This is a genomic window from Dyadobacter tibetensis Y620-1, assembly GCF_000566685.1.
GTDB classification, from domain to species: domain Bacteria; phylum Bacteroidota; class Bacteroidia; order Cytophagales; family Spirosomataceae; genus Dyadobacter; species Dyadobacter tibetensis.
On the sequence record NZ_AZQN01000004.1, the window covers coordinates 363,987 to 379,508 of the forward strand.

Annotated in this window: 14 protein-coding genes; 7 read left to right on the top strand and 7 right to left on the bottom strand. The window is 43.9% G+C overall.

Translation table 11 applies throughout. The annotated features are described in order from the left end of the window. Positions 1 to 224: 224 nt before the first annotated feature. From X939_RS0113395 to X939_RS0113415, 5 genes are all read left to right on the top strand, one after another. Entirely contained in the window at positions 225 to 2,615 is a 2,391-nt protein-coding gene (locus X939_RS0113395; protein ID WP_025763788.1) for a TonB-dependent receptor, read from the top strand. A gap of 48 nt (positions 2,616 to 2,663) precedes the next feature. After that, complete coding sequence (locus tag X939_RS0113400; protein ID WP_198034414.1) at positions 2,664 to 3,605, top strand: DUF4249 domain-containing protein; 942 nt, start codon at positions 2,664 to 2,666, stop codon at positions 3,603 to 3,605. A 109-nt stretch (positions 3,606 to 3,714) separates the two neighbouring features. Further along, positions 3,715 to 4,128, top strand: a complete 414-nt coding sequence (locus tag X939_RS0113405; RefSeq protein WP_025763790.1) for a hypothetical protein — start codon at positions 3,715 to 3,717, stop codon at positions 4,126 to 4,128. Positions 4,129 to 4,363: 235 nt separating this feature from the next. Then, positions 4,364 to 4,765, top strand: a complete 402-nt coding sequence (locus X939_RS0113410; protein ID WP_025763791.1) for a DUF1398 family protein — start codon at positions 4,364 to 4,366, stop codon at positions 4,763 to 4,765. 42 nt (positions 4,766 to 4,807) lie between these two features. Continuing rightward, positions 4,808 to 6,850 (top strand): dipeptidyl-peptidase 3 family protein, encoded by a 2,043-nt coding sequence (locus X939_RS0113415; protein WP_025763792.1) that lies wholly within the window; start codon positions 4,808 to 4,810, stop codon positions 6,848 to 6,850. Between the two features lie 52 nt (positions 6,851 to 6,902). Here X939_RS0113415 and X939_RS0113420 read toward each other — a convergent pair whose 3' ends face one another. The 4 genes from X939_RS0113420 to X939_RS0113435 all read right to left on the bottom strand — a co-directional run bounded on the left by X939_RS0113420 (position 6,903) and on the right by X939_RS0113435 (position 9,666). Then, complete coding sequence (locus X939_RS0113420; protein ID WP_025763793.1) at positions 6,903 to 7,913, bottom strand: threonine aldolase family protein; 1,011 nt, start codon at positions 7,911 to 7,913, stop codon at positions 6,903 to 6,905. Positions 7,914 to 7,997: 84 nt separating this feature from the next. After that, complete coding sequence (locus tag X939_RS0113425; protein ID WP_025763794.1) at positions 7,998 to 8,714, bottom strand: superoxide dismutase; 717 nt, start codon at positions 8,712 to 8,714, stop codon at positions 7,998 to 8,000. A gap of 32 nt (positions 8,715 to 8,746) precedes the next feature. Next, the gene (gene recR, locus X939_RS0113430) at positions 8,747 to 9,361 is read right to left on the bottom strand and encodes a recombination mediator RecR (protein WP_025763795.1); all 615 of its coding nucleotides are present in this window, start codon (positions 9,359 to 9,361) and stop codon (positions 8,747 to 8,749) included. Between the two features lie 29 nt (positions 9,362 to 9,390). Then, positions 9,391 to 9,666, bottom strand: a complete 276-nt coding sequence (locus tag X939_RS0113435) for an ATP-dependent Clp protease adaptor ClpS (protein WP_025763796.1) — start codon at positions 9,664 to 9,666, stop codon at positions 9,391 to 9,393. Positions 9,667 to 9,777: 111 nt separating this feature from the next. Here X939_RS0113435 and X939_RS0113440 point away from each other — a divergent pair, with 111 nt between their 5' ends. Next, positions 9,778 to 11,241, top strand: a complete 1,464-nt coding sequence (locus X939_RS0113440; protein WP_025763797.1) for a sodium:solute symporter — start codon at positions 9,778 to 9,780, stop codon at positions 11,239 to 11,241. A gap of 298 nt (positions 11,242 to 11,539) precedes the next feature. Beyond that, positions 11,540 to 12,109: a Cif family virulence factor gene (locus tag X939_RS0113445; protein ID WP_025763798.1), complete on the top strand. Its 570-nt coding sequence runs from the start codon at positions 11,540 to 11,542 to the stop codon at positions 12,107 to 12,109. Between the two features lie 133 nt (positions 12,110 to 12,242). On the opposite strand, the gene X939_RS0113450 is transcribed toward X939_RS0113445, so the two are convergent. The 3 genes from X939_RS0113450 to X939_RS0113460 are packed head-to-tail and all read right to left on the bottom strand — an operon-like array spanning position 12,243 to position 15,511. Beyond that, positions 12,243 to 12,584: an MGMT family protein gene (locus X939_RS0113450; protein WP_025763799.1), complete on the bottom strand. Its 342-nt coding sequence runs from the start codon at positions 12,582 to 12,584 to the stop codon at positions 12,243 to 12,245. Continuing rightward, a complete protein-coding gene (locus X939_RS0113455; protein WP_025763800.1) occupies positions 12,562 to 13,146 on the bottom strand; it encodes a DUF3109 family protein in 585 nt (194 codons plus the stop codon). Before X939_RS0113455 ends, X939_RS0113450 begins: the two co-directional genes overlap by 23 nt. Before the next feature lie 4 nt (positions 13,147 to 13,150). Next, positions 13,151 to 15,511 carry a LysM peptidoglycan-binding domain-containing protein gene (locus X939_RS0113460; protein WP_025763801.1) on the bottom strand — a complete coding sequence of 787 codons (2,361 nt, stop codon included), beginning with the start codon at positions 15,509 to 15,511 and terminating at the stop codon, positions 13,151 to 13,153. Positions 15,512 to 15,522: the final 11 nt, after the last annotated feature.

The following is a 15,522-nucleotide window of genomic DNA, read 5'->3' on the forward strand; positions in this document are numbered from 1 at the left end:
TTGTTTAGGAAATAGTCGGATCAATTTAACGAACCTTATGGATAGAACCTGCAAATAAACCATAACTATACCGAAAAAGAAATCTACTTTTCAATCCCTTTCAATGGGACCAGGTTCTTTTAATTATTCCTAAATAATATTTCGGATATCCCATTCTTTATTATACAATATAGACAATTGTATCCCTATATTTAACTGTTCAATCATTACGCAACTACCTAGACATGCACATACGTTACTTACTCATCATCTTGAGCTTACTTTTTAGCACAGGATCCAGTTATGCACAGAAACAAATCACGATTAGTGGCTACGTTCGTGAACAGGGAAGTCGGGAATTGCTGCCTGGAGTAAATATTTTCATAGAGAATAGCTCATTTGGTACCGTTTCTAACGCCTATGGTTTTTATTCTTTGACCATTCCAGCTTCCGCGTCCGGCCCTCTCATTTTTTCATTTGTAGGCTACGAAAGGCAGTCTAAGGAAATAAATTTTCGGACCGACCAGCAGCTAGATATATTACTCCCTGCCGTAAGGGCACTGGAGGAAGTAACCATTTCGGCAAAGAAGCAGGACGACAAGGTAAGTGAGTCGGCACAAATGAGTAAAATTGAGCTACCTATTTCTCAGGTAAAAAAAATACCTGCTTTTTTGGGTGAAAAAGATGTTATCAAGGTGCTTCAGCTGATGCCAGGCGTACAGAAAGGTTCGGAGGGGCAGACCGGACTTTACGTACGAGGAGGAGGCCCCGACCAAAATCTAATCATTCTCGACGATGCCGTAGTCTATAATGCGAATCATTTGTTTGGCTTTTTTTCAATATTTAATAGTGATGCAATCAAGAGTGTAGAACTGACCAAGGGAGGGTTTCCGGCACGTTATGGAGGACGACTTTCCTCAGTAGTGGACATGCAGATGAAGGATGGCAGTAAAGAAAAGTTTCATGGAGAAGGTGGTATTGGCTTGGTTTCCTCTCGCCTAACCTTAGAAGGGCCACTTGCCAACAAAAAGGCCTCTTTCCTGGTTTCAGCGCGCCGAACTTATATCGATTTTCTGGCTCGCCCCTTCTTTGCCAAATCCCTTAGGGATGGGGACAGTCGAATCAGGCCCGGTTATTATTTTTATGATCTAAACGCTAAGATGAATTATGATTTTGGATCCAAGAACAAGCTCTTCCTGAGCGGTTATTTTGGTCAGGATAAGTTTAGCGTTAAGGAGGAGGGGTCAGGTAGCTCGCTTCGGTCCAAACTCGATTGGGGCAACGCGACGGCTACCCTGAGGTGGAACCATCTCATTAATCAGAAACTTTTTGTCAATACTTCCCTGATTTTCAGCAATTTTAATTTTGGCATATCGGCTTCTGAAAAAGACTTCCAGACAAGTGGTCCGGCCGACGAATTTAGCCTGAGCTATTCAAGTAAGATCCGCGACTGGAGCATCAAGTCAGATCTGGATTATTATCCTAATTCACGTCATAGTCTAAAATTTGGAATGATGGCGACGGCGCATCGTTTTGTCCCCTCGGCCTTGGCCATAAGGGGATCTTTTACAGATTTAGACTTTAAAGTGGAAGCCAAACCCATTAACACATTGGAAGCGGGTATTTATATTGAGGATACCTGGCAACCTACCGATGCCTTGAAAATGAATGCTGGATTCCGTCTGTCTACCTTCCAAACGGAATCCAAATATTATATCCGTCCCGAGCCCAGATTTACGGCCGCACTAAAAATCTCAAATGACCTTTCCCTTAAAAGTTCGTATGCCCTGATGAATCAGTATGTGCATTTACTTTCAAATACCGGCCTTGGCCTACCTACCGATCTCTGGGTACCTACCACCGACCGGGTCGCTCCCCAACAGTCGAGCCAGGTGGCCTTGGGCCTGGCAAAAGACCTGGACCGCTCCGGCCTCGCCATTACACTGGAGGGATATTATAAGGCCATGAACAATATAATAAGCTATAAAGAGGGTTCCTCATTTCTTAGTATTGAGGGTCAGAATGCGAATGAAATTAATTGGGAAGACAATCTTACCACCGGGAAGGGTTGGTCTTATGGTACAGAATTACTCGTTCAAAGGAAAGTAGGAAGGATATCTGGCTGGGTGGGGTATACTTTATCCTGGACTCAATGGAAATTTCCGGAGCTTAACTTTGGAAAAACCTATTTCCCACGCTACGACCGCAGGCACGACATCTCGATCGTCGGTATATACGAACTTAATAAGCGCATAACCCTTTCGGCAACATGGGTTTATGGTACTGGCAATGCACTTACCATTCCTGTGGCAAACTATTATACGTATCGTGACCGTTTCGATATTCATGAAAATGGTTATAATAACCCAATCCAAACTACAGAATACGGAAGCAAAAATGCATTTAGAGCGGAGCCCTATCACCGCCTGGATCTGGCCATACAATTTCACAAGAAGAAGAAAAGGCATGAGAGAACTTGGGAATTTGGTGTATATAATGCCTATAATCGAAAGAATCCCTTTTTTTATGATATTAGAAAACGGGACAGACCGGATCAGTCAGGGCAAATCAATGTTCTGACCCGTTATTCCTTATTTCCGATCATTCCCTCTTTCAGTTATAATTTCAAATTTTAGAAACTATCATTCAGCACTATTTATATGTTGTCAAAAAAAATATCCCGCTTGATTATAGGTTTACTAATGGCCTGTTCCCATTGGAGCTGCGAGTCATTGGTCACAGATCTTGATCCTAACAGCATTCCCGGAACTAGGCCCAAACTGGTGGTGGAGAGTTACATATCTCCGCAGCTTCCAGCGGTTCAGGTATCGGTTTCAGAATCTAAGACCATCTATGGCCCCGTCGACAACAATTTCATCAGTATTAAAAACGCCAAAGTTGTGCTATCCGATGGCAGTAGGGAAATAGTATTACCCTACCATACCGATCTGGACCGGTACCAGGTGGACAGCGCCACTTTCAGGATTGTACCCGGGAAAACGTACCTGCTGACCGTTTCGGCAAATAATAAATTGGTGCGGGCGAGCACCGTAATTCCCCCAGCCCATGTCAAGTTAAACCGATATCTGATCGATACTTTATTAAATCGTAATTTCAGGGGCGATTCCACCCTCCGCATTCGTGGCTTTTTTAACGATCCCGCCGGACAGACTAATTTCTTTAGCCACCGCGCCTATATAGAATATGAAGTGACAGAAATGGTTTATGACCCCGTAACTGGGAGTTACCACCAAAAAAGGGTTCGTAGACGAAGGATCATGGACTCCGACGATAACTTTGGTCCTTCCCAACTGCAAAATGACATTAATCTTGATGGCAAAGAACTTAAAGCGCCAACCTGGTATTTTACCTTCCCCTGGCAAACACTAGAAAACATCAATGCCCCTTCTATTCCTGATAGGGAATATTCACCCAATCCGGTAATTGTAAAAATACATATGGAAACCTTAAACGTAGATGAGGCTTACTACCGCTTCCACCGCAGTTGGTTAGAAGGAAGCGGCAACAATCCTTTCTCGGAACCGACCGTGATTTTCAGCAATATTCAGGATGGGCTCGGCTGTTTCGGTTCGTATCAAAATGGGGTGACAATTATTAGATTCTGAGATTCATTATCCCCACTCGTATACAAAGAAGAAGCGGCATGATTTTTTAAACTACCTGGTTATACCTCTAGGTAGTAAAATATTTTTACTAAAAAATCATACACCGGACATGGAAACTTCAGATAAAACACCCAATAACACAAGCAGTCAGAACCCCGAATTCCAAAATACTAATGAGCCCGACACGCTTATAGAGAAATTGGAATGGGCTAAGGGGGAAGGTTATACTTATGATTTCAATTTAACGGCTCATGCTTTAGAACTGCACAAAGAAGATGGTGTGAAGCTTAGCCTTTCACCCGACGACTTTGAAATTGTAGACTTTTATCGATTTGAAGGAATGACAAATCCTTCCGATATGTCGATTCTGTACCTTATAGAGTCTACTGATGGAATAAAAGGAACCTTAGTAAGCGCCTATGGGCCCTCGGCCGACAGCATGTCATCAGAGATGATTCAAAAATTGGATACCCGAAGTAAGTATGTGGTAACACCAGGAGATGAAGCCGAATCCGCAGAATAATAGAAAACATACTGGACCTCCAGTTTGAGTGGGGGGCTACAAATTTTTTAATCTTAAATTGGCATGTCTGTATCTCAATGCAGGCATGCCAACGCTTATTTATATGGTAGTAGAAAACAGCTTTTAATTCTAGCCCGGCTTCTTAAGTAAAAGCAGGAAGGCGGAATAATAATTATATTTTAATAATTTTATCGACCTGTCAACTGCAGGGTTATCACCAGATCAGCTACTTAAAATGGAATTTATAGAACTATCCAATTCCCTCATCGAAAGTTTAGAGGCCAAGTCCCAGGGCCTGCCATTCTCCGAACGCATAGCCCACTACAAAAGGGCTTATATAGATAATTACATCGTCAGGGTGGGATCGGGTGATACGACTTACACCTCCAAAAATGGCGATAAGCTAATCGTACCCGGAGAAACAGAACCCTTCGAAGCCCATGAAACTTTTCAACTCGAATCAGTACGCGAGGCTATTCAACGCTACCGGAATGGCAATACAGATTATAACGTATTTCTAAAGGAGTTAGGTGAGGCCGGCATCCACACTTTTGTGGTCGATTTACGAAGCATGAAAGTCATATATCAAGGACCAAATTCCGAATACGAGTACGAAGAAATGATAACTGAAGCATAAAAATTACTATTTTTAGGTTCCGTTTAATCAACAGAACCGCATATGAAACGTATCCACTTTTCAGGCTTTCTTTTATTAGGCAGCTTGTTCATAGCAGCATGCTCAGAAAAAAAAGAAGAGAAAGGCCCCGATTTTGAAGTACTGGCTGAGTCGTTTGCCGACTTACAAGTTCTGCGTTATCAAGTCCCTGGCTTTGATGAACTATCCCTACAGCAAAAAACCTTAGCATATTATTTGTATGAAGCTGCTCTAGAAGGCAGAGACATCATTTATGACCAAAGAGGTAAGCACAATCTTACCATTCGCAAAACGGTGGAGACCATTTACGATACATTTAAAGGTTCTAAAACCGATGCCGATTGGAAACATTTTGAAACCTATGCAGGTCGGATGTGGTTTAGTGATGGTATTTTCCACCACTACTCCAATGACAAGTTCGTTCCGGAATGTAGCTTCCACTATTTTTCGGAGCTGGTAAAGAATTCAGACCATAATCGCTTACCCTTATTAGAAGGTGAGCATATCGACGACTTTCTGCTACGAATCAAACCGTTGATATACGACCTGGGTTATCAGTCGAAAATGGTTGATTTAGTAGCGGGCAAAGATAATATTGCCCGCTCGGCTAATAATTTCTACGAAGGAGTAACTCAAAAGGAAGTTGAAGCCTTCTACGACCAATTCCCCTCCACAGGTAATCAGCCTGAGTGGGGATTGAATAGTAAGCTTCTGAAAGAGAATGGCAAGCTTGTAGAGAAAGTCTGGAAATCGGGGGGCATGTATGGTAAAGCAATAGATAAAATGATTTATTGGCTTGAGAAAGCCGTCTCCGTAGCTGAAAATGCCCAGCAACAGAAAGCCCTGAGTTTACTCATTGAATATTATAAAACGGGCGATTTAAAAACCTGGGATGCTTATAATATTGCATGGGTGGCAGATACGGCCAGTCGAATCGATGTTGTAAACGGATTCGTAGAAGTATATAATGACGCACTGGGGATTAAGGGTAGTTATGAGAGCGTAGTGTCACTAAAAGATCTGGAAGCGACCAAACGAATCAAGGCTATCGCCGACCAAGCCCAATGGTTCGAAGACAATTCCCCACTTTCCCCAGAGCATAAGAAAAAAGAGGTAAAGGGCATTAGTGCCAAGGCAATAACCGTAATCGTAGAGGGAGGCGATGCAGCACCCAATACTCCTATAGGCATTAATTTACCTAATTCTGATTGGGTTCGTAAAACACATGGCTCAAAGTCCGTTTCGCTAAGTAATATCATCCATGCCTATAATGAATCATCGAAAGGCAGTGGATTCCTCGATGAATTTGCAGTAGACAAAACAACCTTGGATCGAATCAGCAAATATGGCAACCTGTCCAGTGACTTACATACGGATATGCATGAATGTATAGGCCACGCCTCTGGGCAAATCAACCCCGGTATTGGTACACCCGATAAGACCCTTAAAAGTTATGCTTCCTGCCTGGAAGAGGCTCGTGCCGACTTGGTGGCACTTTATTATATTATGGACCAGAAACTTGTTCAGATTGGTGTTATGCCTAATCTGGAAGTAGGTAAAGCAGAATATGATAGTTATATGATGGGCGGGTTAATGACGCAGCTGACAAGACTCAAGCTGGGCGATGATATTGAAGAAGCGCATATGCGAAACCGAGCCTTAAATGCCTACTGGGTTTATGAAAAAGGAAAAGCCGAAAAGGTAGTAGAATTCGTAAAAAAAGAAGGAAAAACCTATGTTAAGGTAAATGATTATGAGAAGCTTCGAAGTCTATTTGGGGAGCTGCTCAGAGAGATTCAAAGAATTAAGTCAGAAGGCGACTTTCAGGCCGGCAAAAACCTGGTGGAGACTTATGGTGTAAAAGTTAACCAATCACTTCACCAGGAGGTACTTGACCGCTATGCTCAGTTGAATATCAAACCCTACAAAGGGTTCATTCAGCCTCGATTGGTTCCCGTAATGGATGGTGAGAACATCATAGACGTAAAATTAGAATATCCTCATTCCTTCTTTAAGCAAATGCTGGATTATGGAAGAAAGTATAGTAATCTTCCCACCTATAATTAGTTAAGAAGGGGCGGCAGCTAGGCCGCCCTTTCTTATGGAGACTCCTTCCTATCTAAAGCTTCTGAGCAAGCAGGTCCAGGTGGTTGTCGGTAAAGTCTAGATGCGTAACGAAGCGTACCAGATTTTCACCAAATGCCACTGCCAATATTCCTTTGCGGGCCAGTTGTCTGACATAGGTTTTCTCATCTATATGTGGTTGAAGCCGGATAATGACAATATTGGTATCCACCGGAAATATTTCCCTCACCTCTGGCTGTACCCGGAAAAGCCCGGCAATTTCCTGAGCACGGCGGTGATCATCTTTCAAACGATCAATATGATGATCCAGAGCATAAATACCGGCGGCAGCAAGGTAACCTGCCTGCCTCCACCCTCCGCCCATCACCTTGCGAAAACGCCGAGCCTTGGCGATGGTATGCTGTGTGCCTAGCAGCAACGAGCCTATAGGGCATCCCAGCCCTTTCGAAAGGCATATACTAATGCTATCGAATACTTGGCCGTACTGCAAGGGACTTTCCCCAGTTTCCACCAGTGCATTGAACAAACGTGCCCCATCGAGATGAAGAGGAATTCCCTTTTGAGCACAGATATCCTTAATTTTTTGGATTTCTTGGAAGTCATAATAGCTTCCTCCACCCTTATTCATTGTATTTTCAAGAGACACCATACGGGTGAAGGTAGTATGAATATCATCTTCTTCAGTAATTGCCTTCTCAATCTCGGAAGCCTTTAATCGTCCCCTGTCTCCATTCAGCAATCTTACCGATGCCAAGGCGTTAAGCATGATACCTCCTCCTTCGTAAAGGTAGATATGGGAATCTTTATGACAGACGACATCACTCCCAGGAACGGTGTGAACCCTGATCGCTAACTGATTGGTCATGGTGCCCGAGGCACAGAATAGGGCCTTTTCCATGCCGAACATTCGGGCAGCTTTCTCCTCCAAGGCCTTCACGGAAGGGTCGTCTCCGAATACGTCGTCACCTACAGGCGCAGCCCACATTGCCTCCTGCATTTGAAGTGTCGGCTTCGTTACCGTATCGCTCCTTAAATCGATCATCATAAAACTAGATGGTTATATTCCTTTTACAAAAGCGCCTCAATCCGAAATCCAGATTGAGGCGCTTAACCTAATGCTAATAAGCCTTTATTTAGCCTTCTTAAGATGTTCGGCCACCTTATCCCAGTTGATTACATCCCAAAATGCCTTTACGTAGTCGGCTCTCTTATTCTGGTAGTGCAGATAATAGGCATGCTCCCATACATCGATACCCAGGATAGGCGTCCCTTGAACCTCAGCAATATCCATTAATGGATTGTCCTGATTGGGAGTAGAAGTTACCGAAAGCTTCCCTTTATTGGCTACCAACCATGCCCAACCAGAACCAAAGCGGGTACCGGCTGCTTTGTTAAATTCTTCCTGAAGTTTATCCAATGAGCCAAACTGAGCATTAATGGCGTCAGCCACAGCGCCTTTGGGAGCACCTCCTTTTCCAGGAGCCATAATCTCCCAAAAGAAGGAGTGGTTCCAATGCCCGCCTCCATTATTGCGAATGGCGGCAGGAGCCTTACTTACTTGATTCAAAATCTCTTCCAGCGTTTTTTTCTCGAGGGCCGTGCCTTCTACCGCAGCATTCAAGTTTTTGACATAACCCGCATGGTGTTTGCCATAATGAATTTCCATGGTCATTTTATCGATGCTAGGCTCAAGAGCTGAGAAATCGTAAGGAAGAGGAGCCTGTTTAAAAGGGGCCTTTTCGAGTAATATCCCTGCGCTTTGCTGGTAAGCAAATACCTGATCTGTCAAAACGGTTGCGCCTACAGCACCGACGGCCATGGAGCGCAAAAATTCCTTTCTATTCATCATTGCAATTCTATAGGTTAAAATTTAAGTATTCAGTCGTAGGCCACCCGGCTTACGATACTCCTACCGAGGGTTATTTCGTCGGCATATTCTAGATCCCCACCCATAGGGACTCCCCGAGCGATGGTGCTTACTTTAATACCATTTGCTCGTATTTTTTTTTGTAAATAAAACGCCGTAGTATCACCCTCCATAGTAGGGCTAAGCGCCAAGATGACTTCAGTAACGGGCTCCTGAGCCCCATGCGGCGGCAGACGTTGCATCAGCGATTCGATATTCAAATCGGCCGGCCCTATGCCTTCCATTGGAGAGATTATTCCTCCCAATACATGGTATAGCCCCCTGAACTGGCTGGTTGCTTCAATGGCTAAGACATCACGGGTATCTACCACCACGCAAATTAAGTTCTTTTCCCGATGCGGATTGCTACATATATTGCAGAGGGTTGAATCGGCAATATTATGGCAATTCTGGCAATAGGTCGTCTGCGTTCGCATTTTGGTCAACGCTTCCGACAGACTCTGAGTCTGGGCCTGATCTCGCTTTAGCAGATGCAGGGCCAGGCGCAGAGCGGTTTTCTTACCTATCCCAGGAAGACGAGAAATTTCATTGACAGCTTCCTCAATAAGACGTGAGGGGTAATTCATGTAGGAGAATTAAAAAATTATCTGGAATATCAGTGGATTTCGGCCGAAATTCCACGTTCGCAAATTTGGTTACGCATGGGCAATAATTCCCCAAACTCCCCCTCTTTCACGCTACACTTACCCTTATAATGAATGATAATGGTGCACTGCTCAGCCTGTTCACTGGTATGGCCACATACCTCCATTAAGGTATCGATTACCCAATCGAAAGTATTGACATCATCGTTGAATATGATCAACTTCTGAATACCAACTTCAACGGTTTCTTCCAGAATTTGTTCGTCTGTCTCTATATCTACTTGCATAACAACTAAATTTCTGTTTGATTAGCAAAATTAATGAAAAACCCAGACTAACCGAAGCTCTTCGGTGATCTTTTAATTTATCCATCAAACTAAATAATTAACCCACAATCAATGAATCCGCTTATAGCATTACTTATTCTCGTCGTATATTTTGGCATGTTGATAGCCATTTCAATATACACCTCCAAAGGAGCGGACACCAACACATTTTTCACTGCCAATCGCCAATCCCCCTGGTATTTGGTCGCCTTCGGCATGATCGGCACTTCCCTGTCAGGTGTTACCTTTATTTCCGTGCCAGGATCGGTAGCCAACATTCAATTTTCCTATTTTCAGGTCGTATTAGGTTATATAATCGGTTACTTGGTTATCGGTACCATCCTGCTGCCCCTGTATTACCGGCTCAATCTGATTTCTATCTATTCCTATTTAGATCAACGATTCGGGTTCTGGTCCTACAAAACAGGCTCAGCCTTTTTCCTGCTTTCCCGGACTCTGGGGTCGGCTGTGAGACTCTATGTTGCAGCACAGGTGCTTCAGCTGGCACTTTTTCAACCTTTAGGAGTCCCTTTTGAAATTTCCGTAGCGATCACGATTTTCCTGATTTGGGTATATACATTTAAGGGCGGGGTTAAAACCATTATTATTACAGATACCCTGCAAACCTTCTTTCTGATTACTGCCGTAATATTAACAATCGTCCTGGTTTCACGGGAATTGAATCTGGAAGGGCCCGTAGCCATATGGGAGACAGTCCAGAACAGCAATTATTCGAAGATATTTTACTGGGATATAAATGACCCCAAGAATTTTTTCAAACAATTTCTAGCCGGTATGTTTATCGCCATTGTGATGACCGGGCTTGATCAGGATTTAATGCAAAAGAACCTTACCTGTAAAAACATAGGTGAGGCTCAGAAGAATATGTTCTGGTTTACAGCTGTACTCGTGGTTGTAAATTTCCTTTTTCTTTCTTTAGGGGCCCTATTATATGTGTATGCAGAAGCTAAAGGTATAGCGCTCACAGCGAAGACAGACGATTTCTACCCTATGTTGGCCCTCAATCATTTGGGACTGCTGGTAGGTGTAACCTTCTTGTTAGGAATTACAGCCGCCACATATGCCAGCTCCGATTCGGCTCTCACAGCCCTTACCACGGCCTTTTGTGTGGATTTCATGAATATCGAGAAGAAGGCTGAGGCTGAAAGGTCTAAAACAAAATTCTGGGTTCATATTGGCTTCTCAGCACTTTTCTACCTGGTTATTTTGGTATTTAACAAGATGAATAATAAGGAGGTGATCACAGCCATTTTTGACTTGGCTGGCTATACCTATGGGCCTCTTCTGGGACTTTTTGCCTTTGGAGCATTCCTGAAACGGCCTGTAATCGATAAGTGGGTGCCGATCGTATGTATCATTGCGCCCATCATGACCTATCTGCTCAATATTTATTCTGCGGAACTTTTTAACGGCTATAAGATCGGTTTTGAGCGGCTTATTCTAAATGGCGTCATCACTTTTATAGGGCTTTACCTTCTAAAGGGAAAGCAGCAACAATCTGGCTTGCGGATTTAGAATCGGACCCATTCATTCTATATCGTAATTGCGAAGATGGAAAAGCGGAGAAGGTAACCTCATCAGGGGTTTACCTCTCCGCTTTTATGCTTCAAATGAAAAACGATACTGCGGAGTGCGTATGGATCAGTAAAATTCTAGTATTCATGAGTAACTTAAAAAAAACTAATTACTACTTGATTTAATTCAAATTTTTACTAACTTACTAATCCATTCCCATAGGTAGTGCAAAATGGGATTATCATGCAACAGAAGTATTGTTTTGAATATTTTCTTCACAAACTAAATCTGCAAAATCATGAAATCACTCTCAATATTCTTCGTATCAATTCTACTTTTACTGGCTTGCGGCCCGAAAGATCCCAATAAGAATGAGGAAGTCATGGAACAAGAAAAACAGGCCATTCGGGAAGTAATTGCCAATGAAACTGCTGCCTTTTTCGCCAGGGATTACGATGCCTGGAAGTCCAATTTTGCCCAAACAGAATATGCTTTTCAAGCCTGGAGTAATGACGACGGCACTTTTGACTCCAATGTAGGATGGGAGGACATCAACAAACATATCGGAAAGTACATTGAGGAGAACCCCGAACCCGTCTCTAGCCACCCTATCGTTGAGAGGAAAAACATGATTTTCAAATTCTTCGGTAAAGATGTGGCCTATCTTACTTGGGACCAATTCAATAGTGATCAGGCAGAGAAGAACTTCCATCATAGCAAAGAAGTAAGGCTAATGGAAAAGATTGATGGAAGGTGGAAAATTGTATGTGTTTCGGCCTTTTGGGATTATAAAAATGAAATCCCTGCGGAAAAATTACCTATGATTCAAAAAATTGATAATGAAAGTCGGGGGACTAAAAAGATTTAGACACTATACATACATTAGTTTTCGATTAGCAGTTTGGGGTAAAATCAATCATAGCCCCTTACAACAAAGCGCCCCCTCAGTCGATAGGCTGAGGGGGCGCTTTTGGGGTTAGCCAGAGATGCTGCATTCTGTTTCAGATCAGCTGTTCTGCAGGGTCCCAAAATAAATCGTCCCAATTTTTTATGCGATCCGATTCTACGATCAATCCCTCGGCCTCCAGTCGTTCCTGCATGAGTGTAGGGGTAGCAAACTGTAAACGTCCCGTTAATCTTCCCTCCCGGTTCAGTACTCTATGAGCCGGAATATCAACCACTCCATGGCTATGCCCCAGGGCCCACCCTACCATTCGGGCGCCCTGCTTGGCACCTAGATAGTTGGCAATTGCCCCATAAGAGGTCACCCGACCTTTAGGGATCAACTTTACCACTTCATATACATCCTGAAAGTAATCCTTACGAGTTATTTTTGGCTGCATTCCTTTCGTCAATTTCCTGGGTTAATTGCTGGTACCATTCGGGACCATAGGCTCGGGTCAAAGGCTCCTTTAAGAACTTATAAACGGGCACGCCCAGGTGAGAACCTAGTTCGCAAGCCGGACTACAGATACTCCAGCGATCGTAATTTAAGGCATGGTACTGTTCATATTTAGTAATACGAATGGGATAAAGATGGCAGGAAATAGGTTTTTTGTAAGCAATTTTTCCGTCATTATAGGCCTGCTCTATACCACATTTCAGTATTCCCCTCTCGTCATAGAGGGCATAAGCGCATTCTTTCCCATCGATTACCGGTGTAACAAAGTCTCCTTCCCAATCTTTGGTATAGGTACCTTCCTGGGCAATTACCGCCTTTCCTGCCTCGGTAAGATAGGGAGCGACTTGCGGATAGATCTCATCCAAAATCGCACACTCCTCCTCGTCCAAAGGAGCCCCAGAGTCGCCCTCAACACAGCACGCACCTTTACACTTTTCCAGATCACATACAAAAAGTTGATCTTCTATATCATCACTAATACAGGTATTCTCTATTAATATCATTGCTTTAGCGTTGGGGTATTTTAAGCTTCTGGCCGACCATCACCGTATTACTAGTCATATTATTTAATTGTTTTATTTCGGCTACTGTGCAGTTATAACGCTGAGAAATAGCAAATAATGTCTCTCCCGCACGTACCTGGTGCACCGCAGTGCTTACAGAAGGTTTAGTGGATTCTGTGGGTGATGCAACTCCTTTACGAATCATCAACTTCTGGCCTACTGCAAGTGCATCACTGGTTGAAAGTCCATTAAGTGCCAATAGCTCGTTTACTGACATATCGTGCATTCTGGAAATACTATAGTAAGTCTGGCCCGACATTACTGTATGATAGGTTGCCGAAGATGCCCCCTTGAGAATCTTTTCCTCTACCTTTGCTTTCTCGGGTGCTTTCTCGGGCACTATAGGAGCCTTGGCTACTGTAGCGGTGGTAACTGGCGCAGGACGCTCCGGAGTCCCCCCCGTCGTGTTATCAATGTTGAGTTCCTCGCCCGTTTGTAAGCCCTGGTCAATACTTCTGCTGTTGAGCGCGAGCAGTTGTCTTACAGAAAGATCATATTTGCGGGCAATGCTAAAATATGTTTCCCCACTGGTTACTATATGTGTCTTCTTAACCGCAGCGTTTGACGGACGGGAGGTTTTGGGGCTACCAGATTCAGACTCAAATACATTCACTCTGATGGTTTCATTAGGTGTTTCTTTCACATCATTTGTGGGCACCTCCCCCTCCGAAGACTTTTCTCCAACTTGCGAAATGATGATAACCCGATCGTTAGGCTGGGAAGTTGTTGTGGCACTGGAAGGAGCCTTGGGAGATGGAGCAGCTGTTACAGCGACTTCAGGCTTGGCGGGCTCGGGCTTCGTTTCTACCAATACCGGAGTATATTTCTTCCTTCCTGAAGCATTAGCAGGAATGTCGTTGGTCACAGCTACTTCTACTTCCTCCTTTGCGGTGGTCGACTGAGCGACAGCAGGAACGGTCGAGGGCACAGAAGGCTGACTACGGGGTATGGCCGGGGCGGGTACGATTTCAATCGGTTGTCTACGGGGACGCTTTTTGGTAAGCCATAATTTCTGACCCGTTTGCAGGGGCGAATTACGGCTAATGGTTCTGTTGTACTTCAAAAGGTTCACTAAGCGTATGCCATACTGTTGCGAAACACTTTGCCAGGTATCGCCAGGCTGTGCGGTATGAAAGGGTGTTGCGGCCTGTTTTCTTTTCTTGGAAAGATAATAAATATTACCTGGTATCAGGGGCATATTTTGTACTAGGTCGTTATTCTTCATAAAGCGGGAAATACTTAGCTTTCCTGCCTTGGCCATGCTTTTAGGAGTATCACCCGCCTTGGCAGCTATTCCGGCCAGGCCGTTAATTTCGTAGAACTCATGAGGATCTTTCCCCTTGGACTGAACGTCAGACTTCTTAATTACAGGATAACCAGAATCCTCATAGACAGCACTCACAACTGCGGAGGCGGAGGAGGGAGCGGGGGCCAACGAAAGTTTTTCCCTTACGCTGGCTACCTGATTAAGACTTACCGGTATCAAAATTAGATATTCACGATCTGAGGGTACACGATCCCCCGAAAACCAACGGTTATAATCCTGAAGATCTTGTTTGCTGACGCCCAGATTTCTGGATATTTCAGAAAATGTAAGTCCCTTGCCATATTCACTTTCCAGTAATACTAACTTATTTTGGGAGCGGTATTTTTCTATTCCCGCTTCCAAAGCTATTTTATGAGCAAAAAAGCGAAGAACATAGCGGTCCGTCTTCGCGGTAAGGGACACTTCACGGGCATAAGCCCAGTTGGCAGGAACAATTTTCTTCACAGCTCCAGCACCCAAATAATAGGAATAGAGTGTGGAAACCCAGTTATTAAACAGTTGATTATTCTTTTTCAGATACCAGGCTGCACCATGGGTCGAGGAAGTAATGTTCTTTCTTTCATCCACATCGTCGTCCACTCTAAGATTCAGCTCGAGGGCAGTTTCGGCTTTGAACTGCCAATAACCTACGGCCTTGGAACTAGAGACCACATCGGGCCGAAATGAACTCTCCTGCACGGCCAGATATTTAAAATCAATGGGTACCTCTTCATCCATCAGGATACCTTCGACAATTGGAAAGTATAGGATCGCCCGGTCCATTTTTTCTTGCCAGAATTGCTGATTGCTCATTAGGCTGCGGATATCTTCATCGATTACCTTTTGAGCACCTTTATCGAATTTGACATTAATACCACCAAAACTTAACTGGTCGGGAACCGTGGGTGTTTGTTGTGCCTTAAGTTGGAATATGGCAAAAAGCACTAGTGCCAGGGCCATGCCAATAGCCCGAGAATAACTGGTCGATTTATGAGTCATATGGGTAGTTT

Bases quoted from the DNA above. Each gene is read 5' to 3' on its own strand.
- X939_RS0113435 (WP_025763796.1), bottom strand. From the start codon at position 9,666: ATGCAAGTAGATATAGAGACAGACGAACAAATTCTGGAAGAAACCGTT.
- X939_RS0113455 (WP_025763800.1), bottom strand. From the start codon at position 13,146: ATGATATTAATAGAGAATACCTGTATTAGTGATGATATAGAAGATCAA.
- X939_RS0113420 (WP_025763793.1), bottom strand. From the start codon at position 7,913: ATGATGATCGATTTAAGGAGCGATACGGTAACGAAGCCGACACTTCAA.
- X939_RS0113410 (WP_025763791.1), top strand. From the start codon at position 4,364: ATGGAATTTATAGAACTATCCAATTCCCTCATCGAAAGTTTAGAGGCC.
- recR (WP_025763795.1), bottom strand. From the start codon at position 9,361: ATGAATTACCCCTCACGTCTTATTGAGGAAGCTGTCAATGAAATTTCT.
- X939_RS0113440 (WP_025763797.1), top strand. From the start codon at position 9,778: ATGAATCCGCTTATAGCATTACTTATTCTCGTCGTATATTTTGGCATG.
- X939_RS0113405 (WP_025763790.1), top strand. From the start codon at position 3,715: ATGGAAACTTCAGATAAAACACCCAATAACACAAGCAGTCAGAACCCC.
- X939_RS0113460 (WP_025763801.1), bottom strand. From the start codon at position 15,511: ATGACTCATAAATCGACCAGTTATTCTCGGGCTATTGGCATGGCCCTG.
- X939_RS0113415 (WP_025763792.1), top strand. From the start codon at position 4,808: ATGAAACGTATCCACTTTTCAGGCTTTCTTTTATTAGGCAGCTTGTTC.
- X939_RS0113445 (WP_025763798.1), top strand. From the start codon at position 11,540: ATGAAATCACTCTCAATATTCTTCGTATCAATTCTACTTTTACTGGCT.
- X939_RS0113450 (WP_025763799.1), bottom strand. From the start codon at position 12,584: ATGCAGCCAAAAATAACTCGTAAGGATTACTTTCAGGATGTATATGAA.
- X939_RS0113425 (WP_025763794.1), bottom strand. From the start codon at position 8,714: ATGAATAGAAAGGAATTTTTGCGCTCCATGGCCGTCGGTGCTGTAGGC.
- X939_RS0113395 (WP_025763788.1), top strand. From the start codon at position 225: ATGCACATACGTTACTTACTCATCATCTTGAGCTTACTTTTTAGCACA.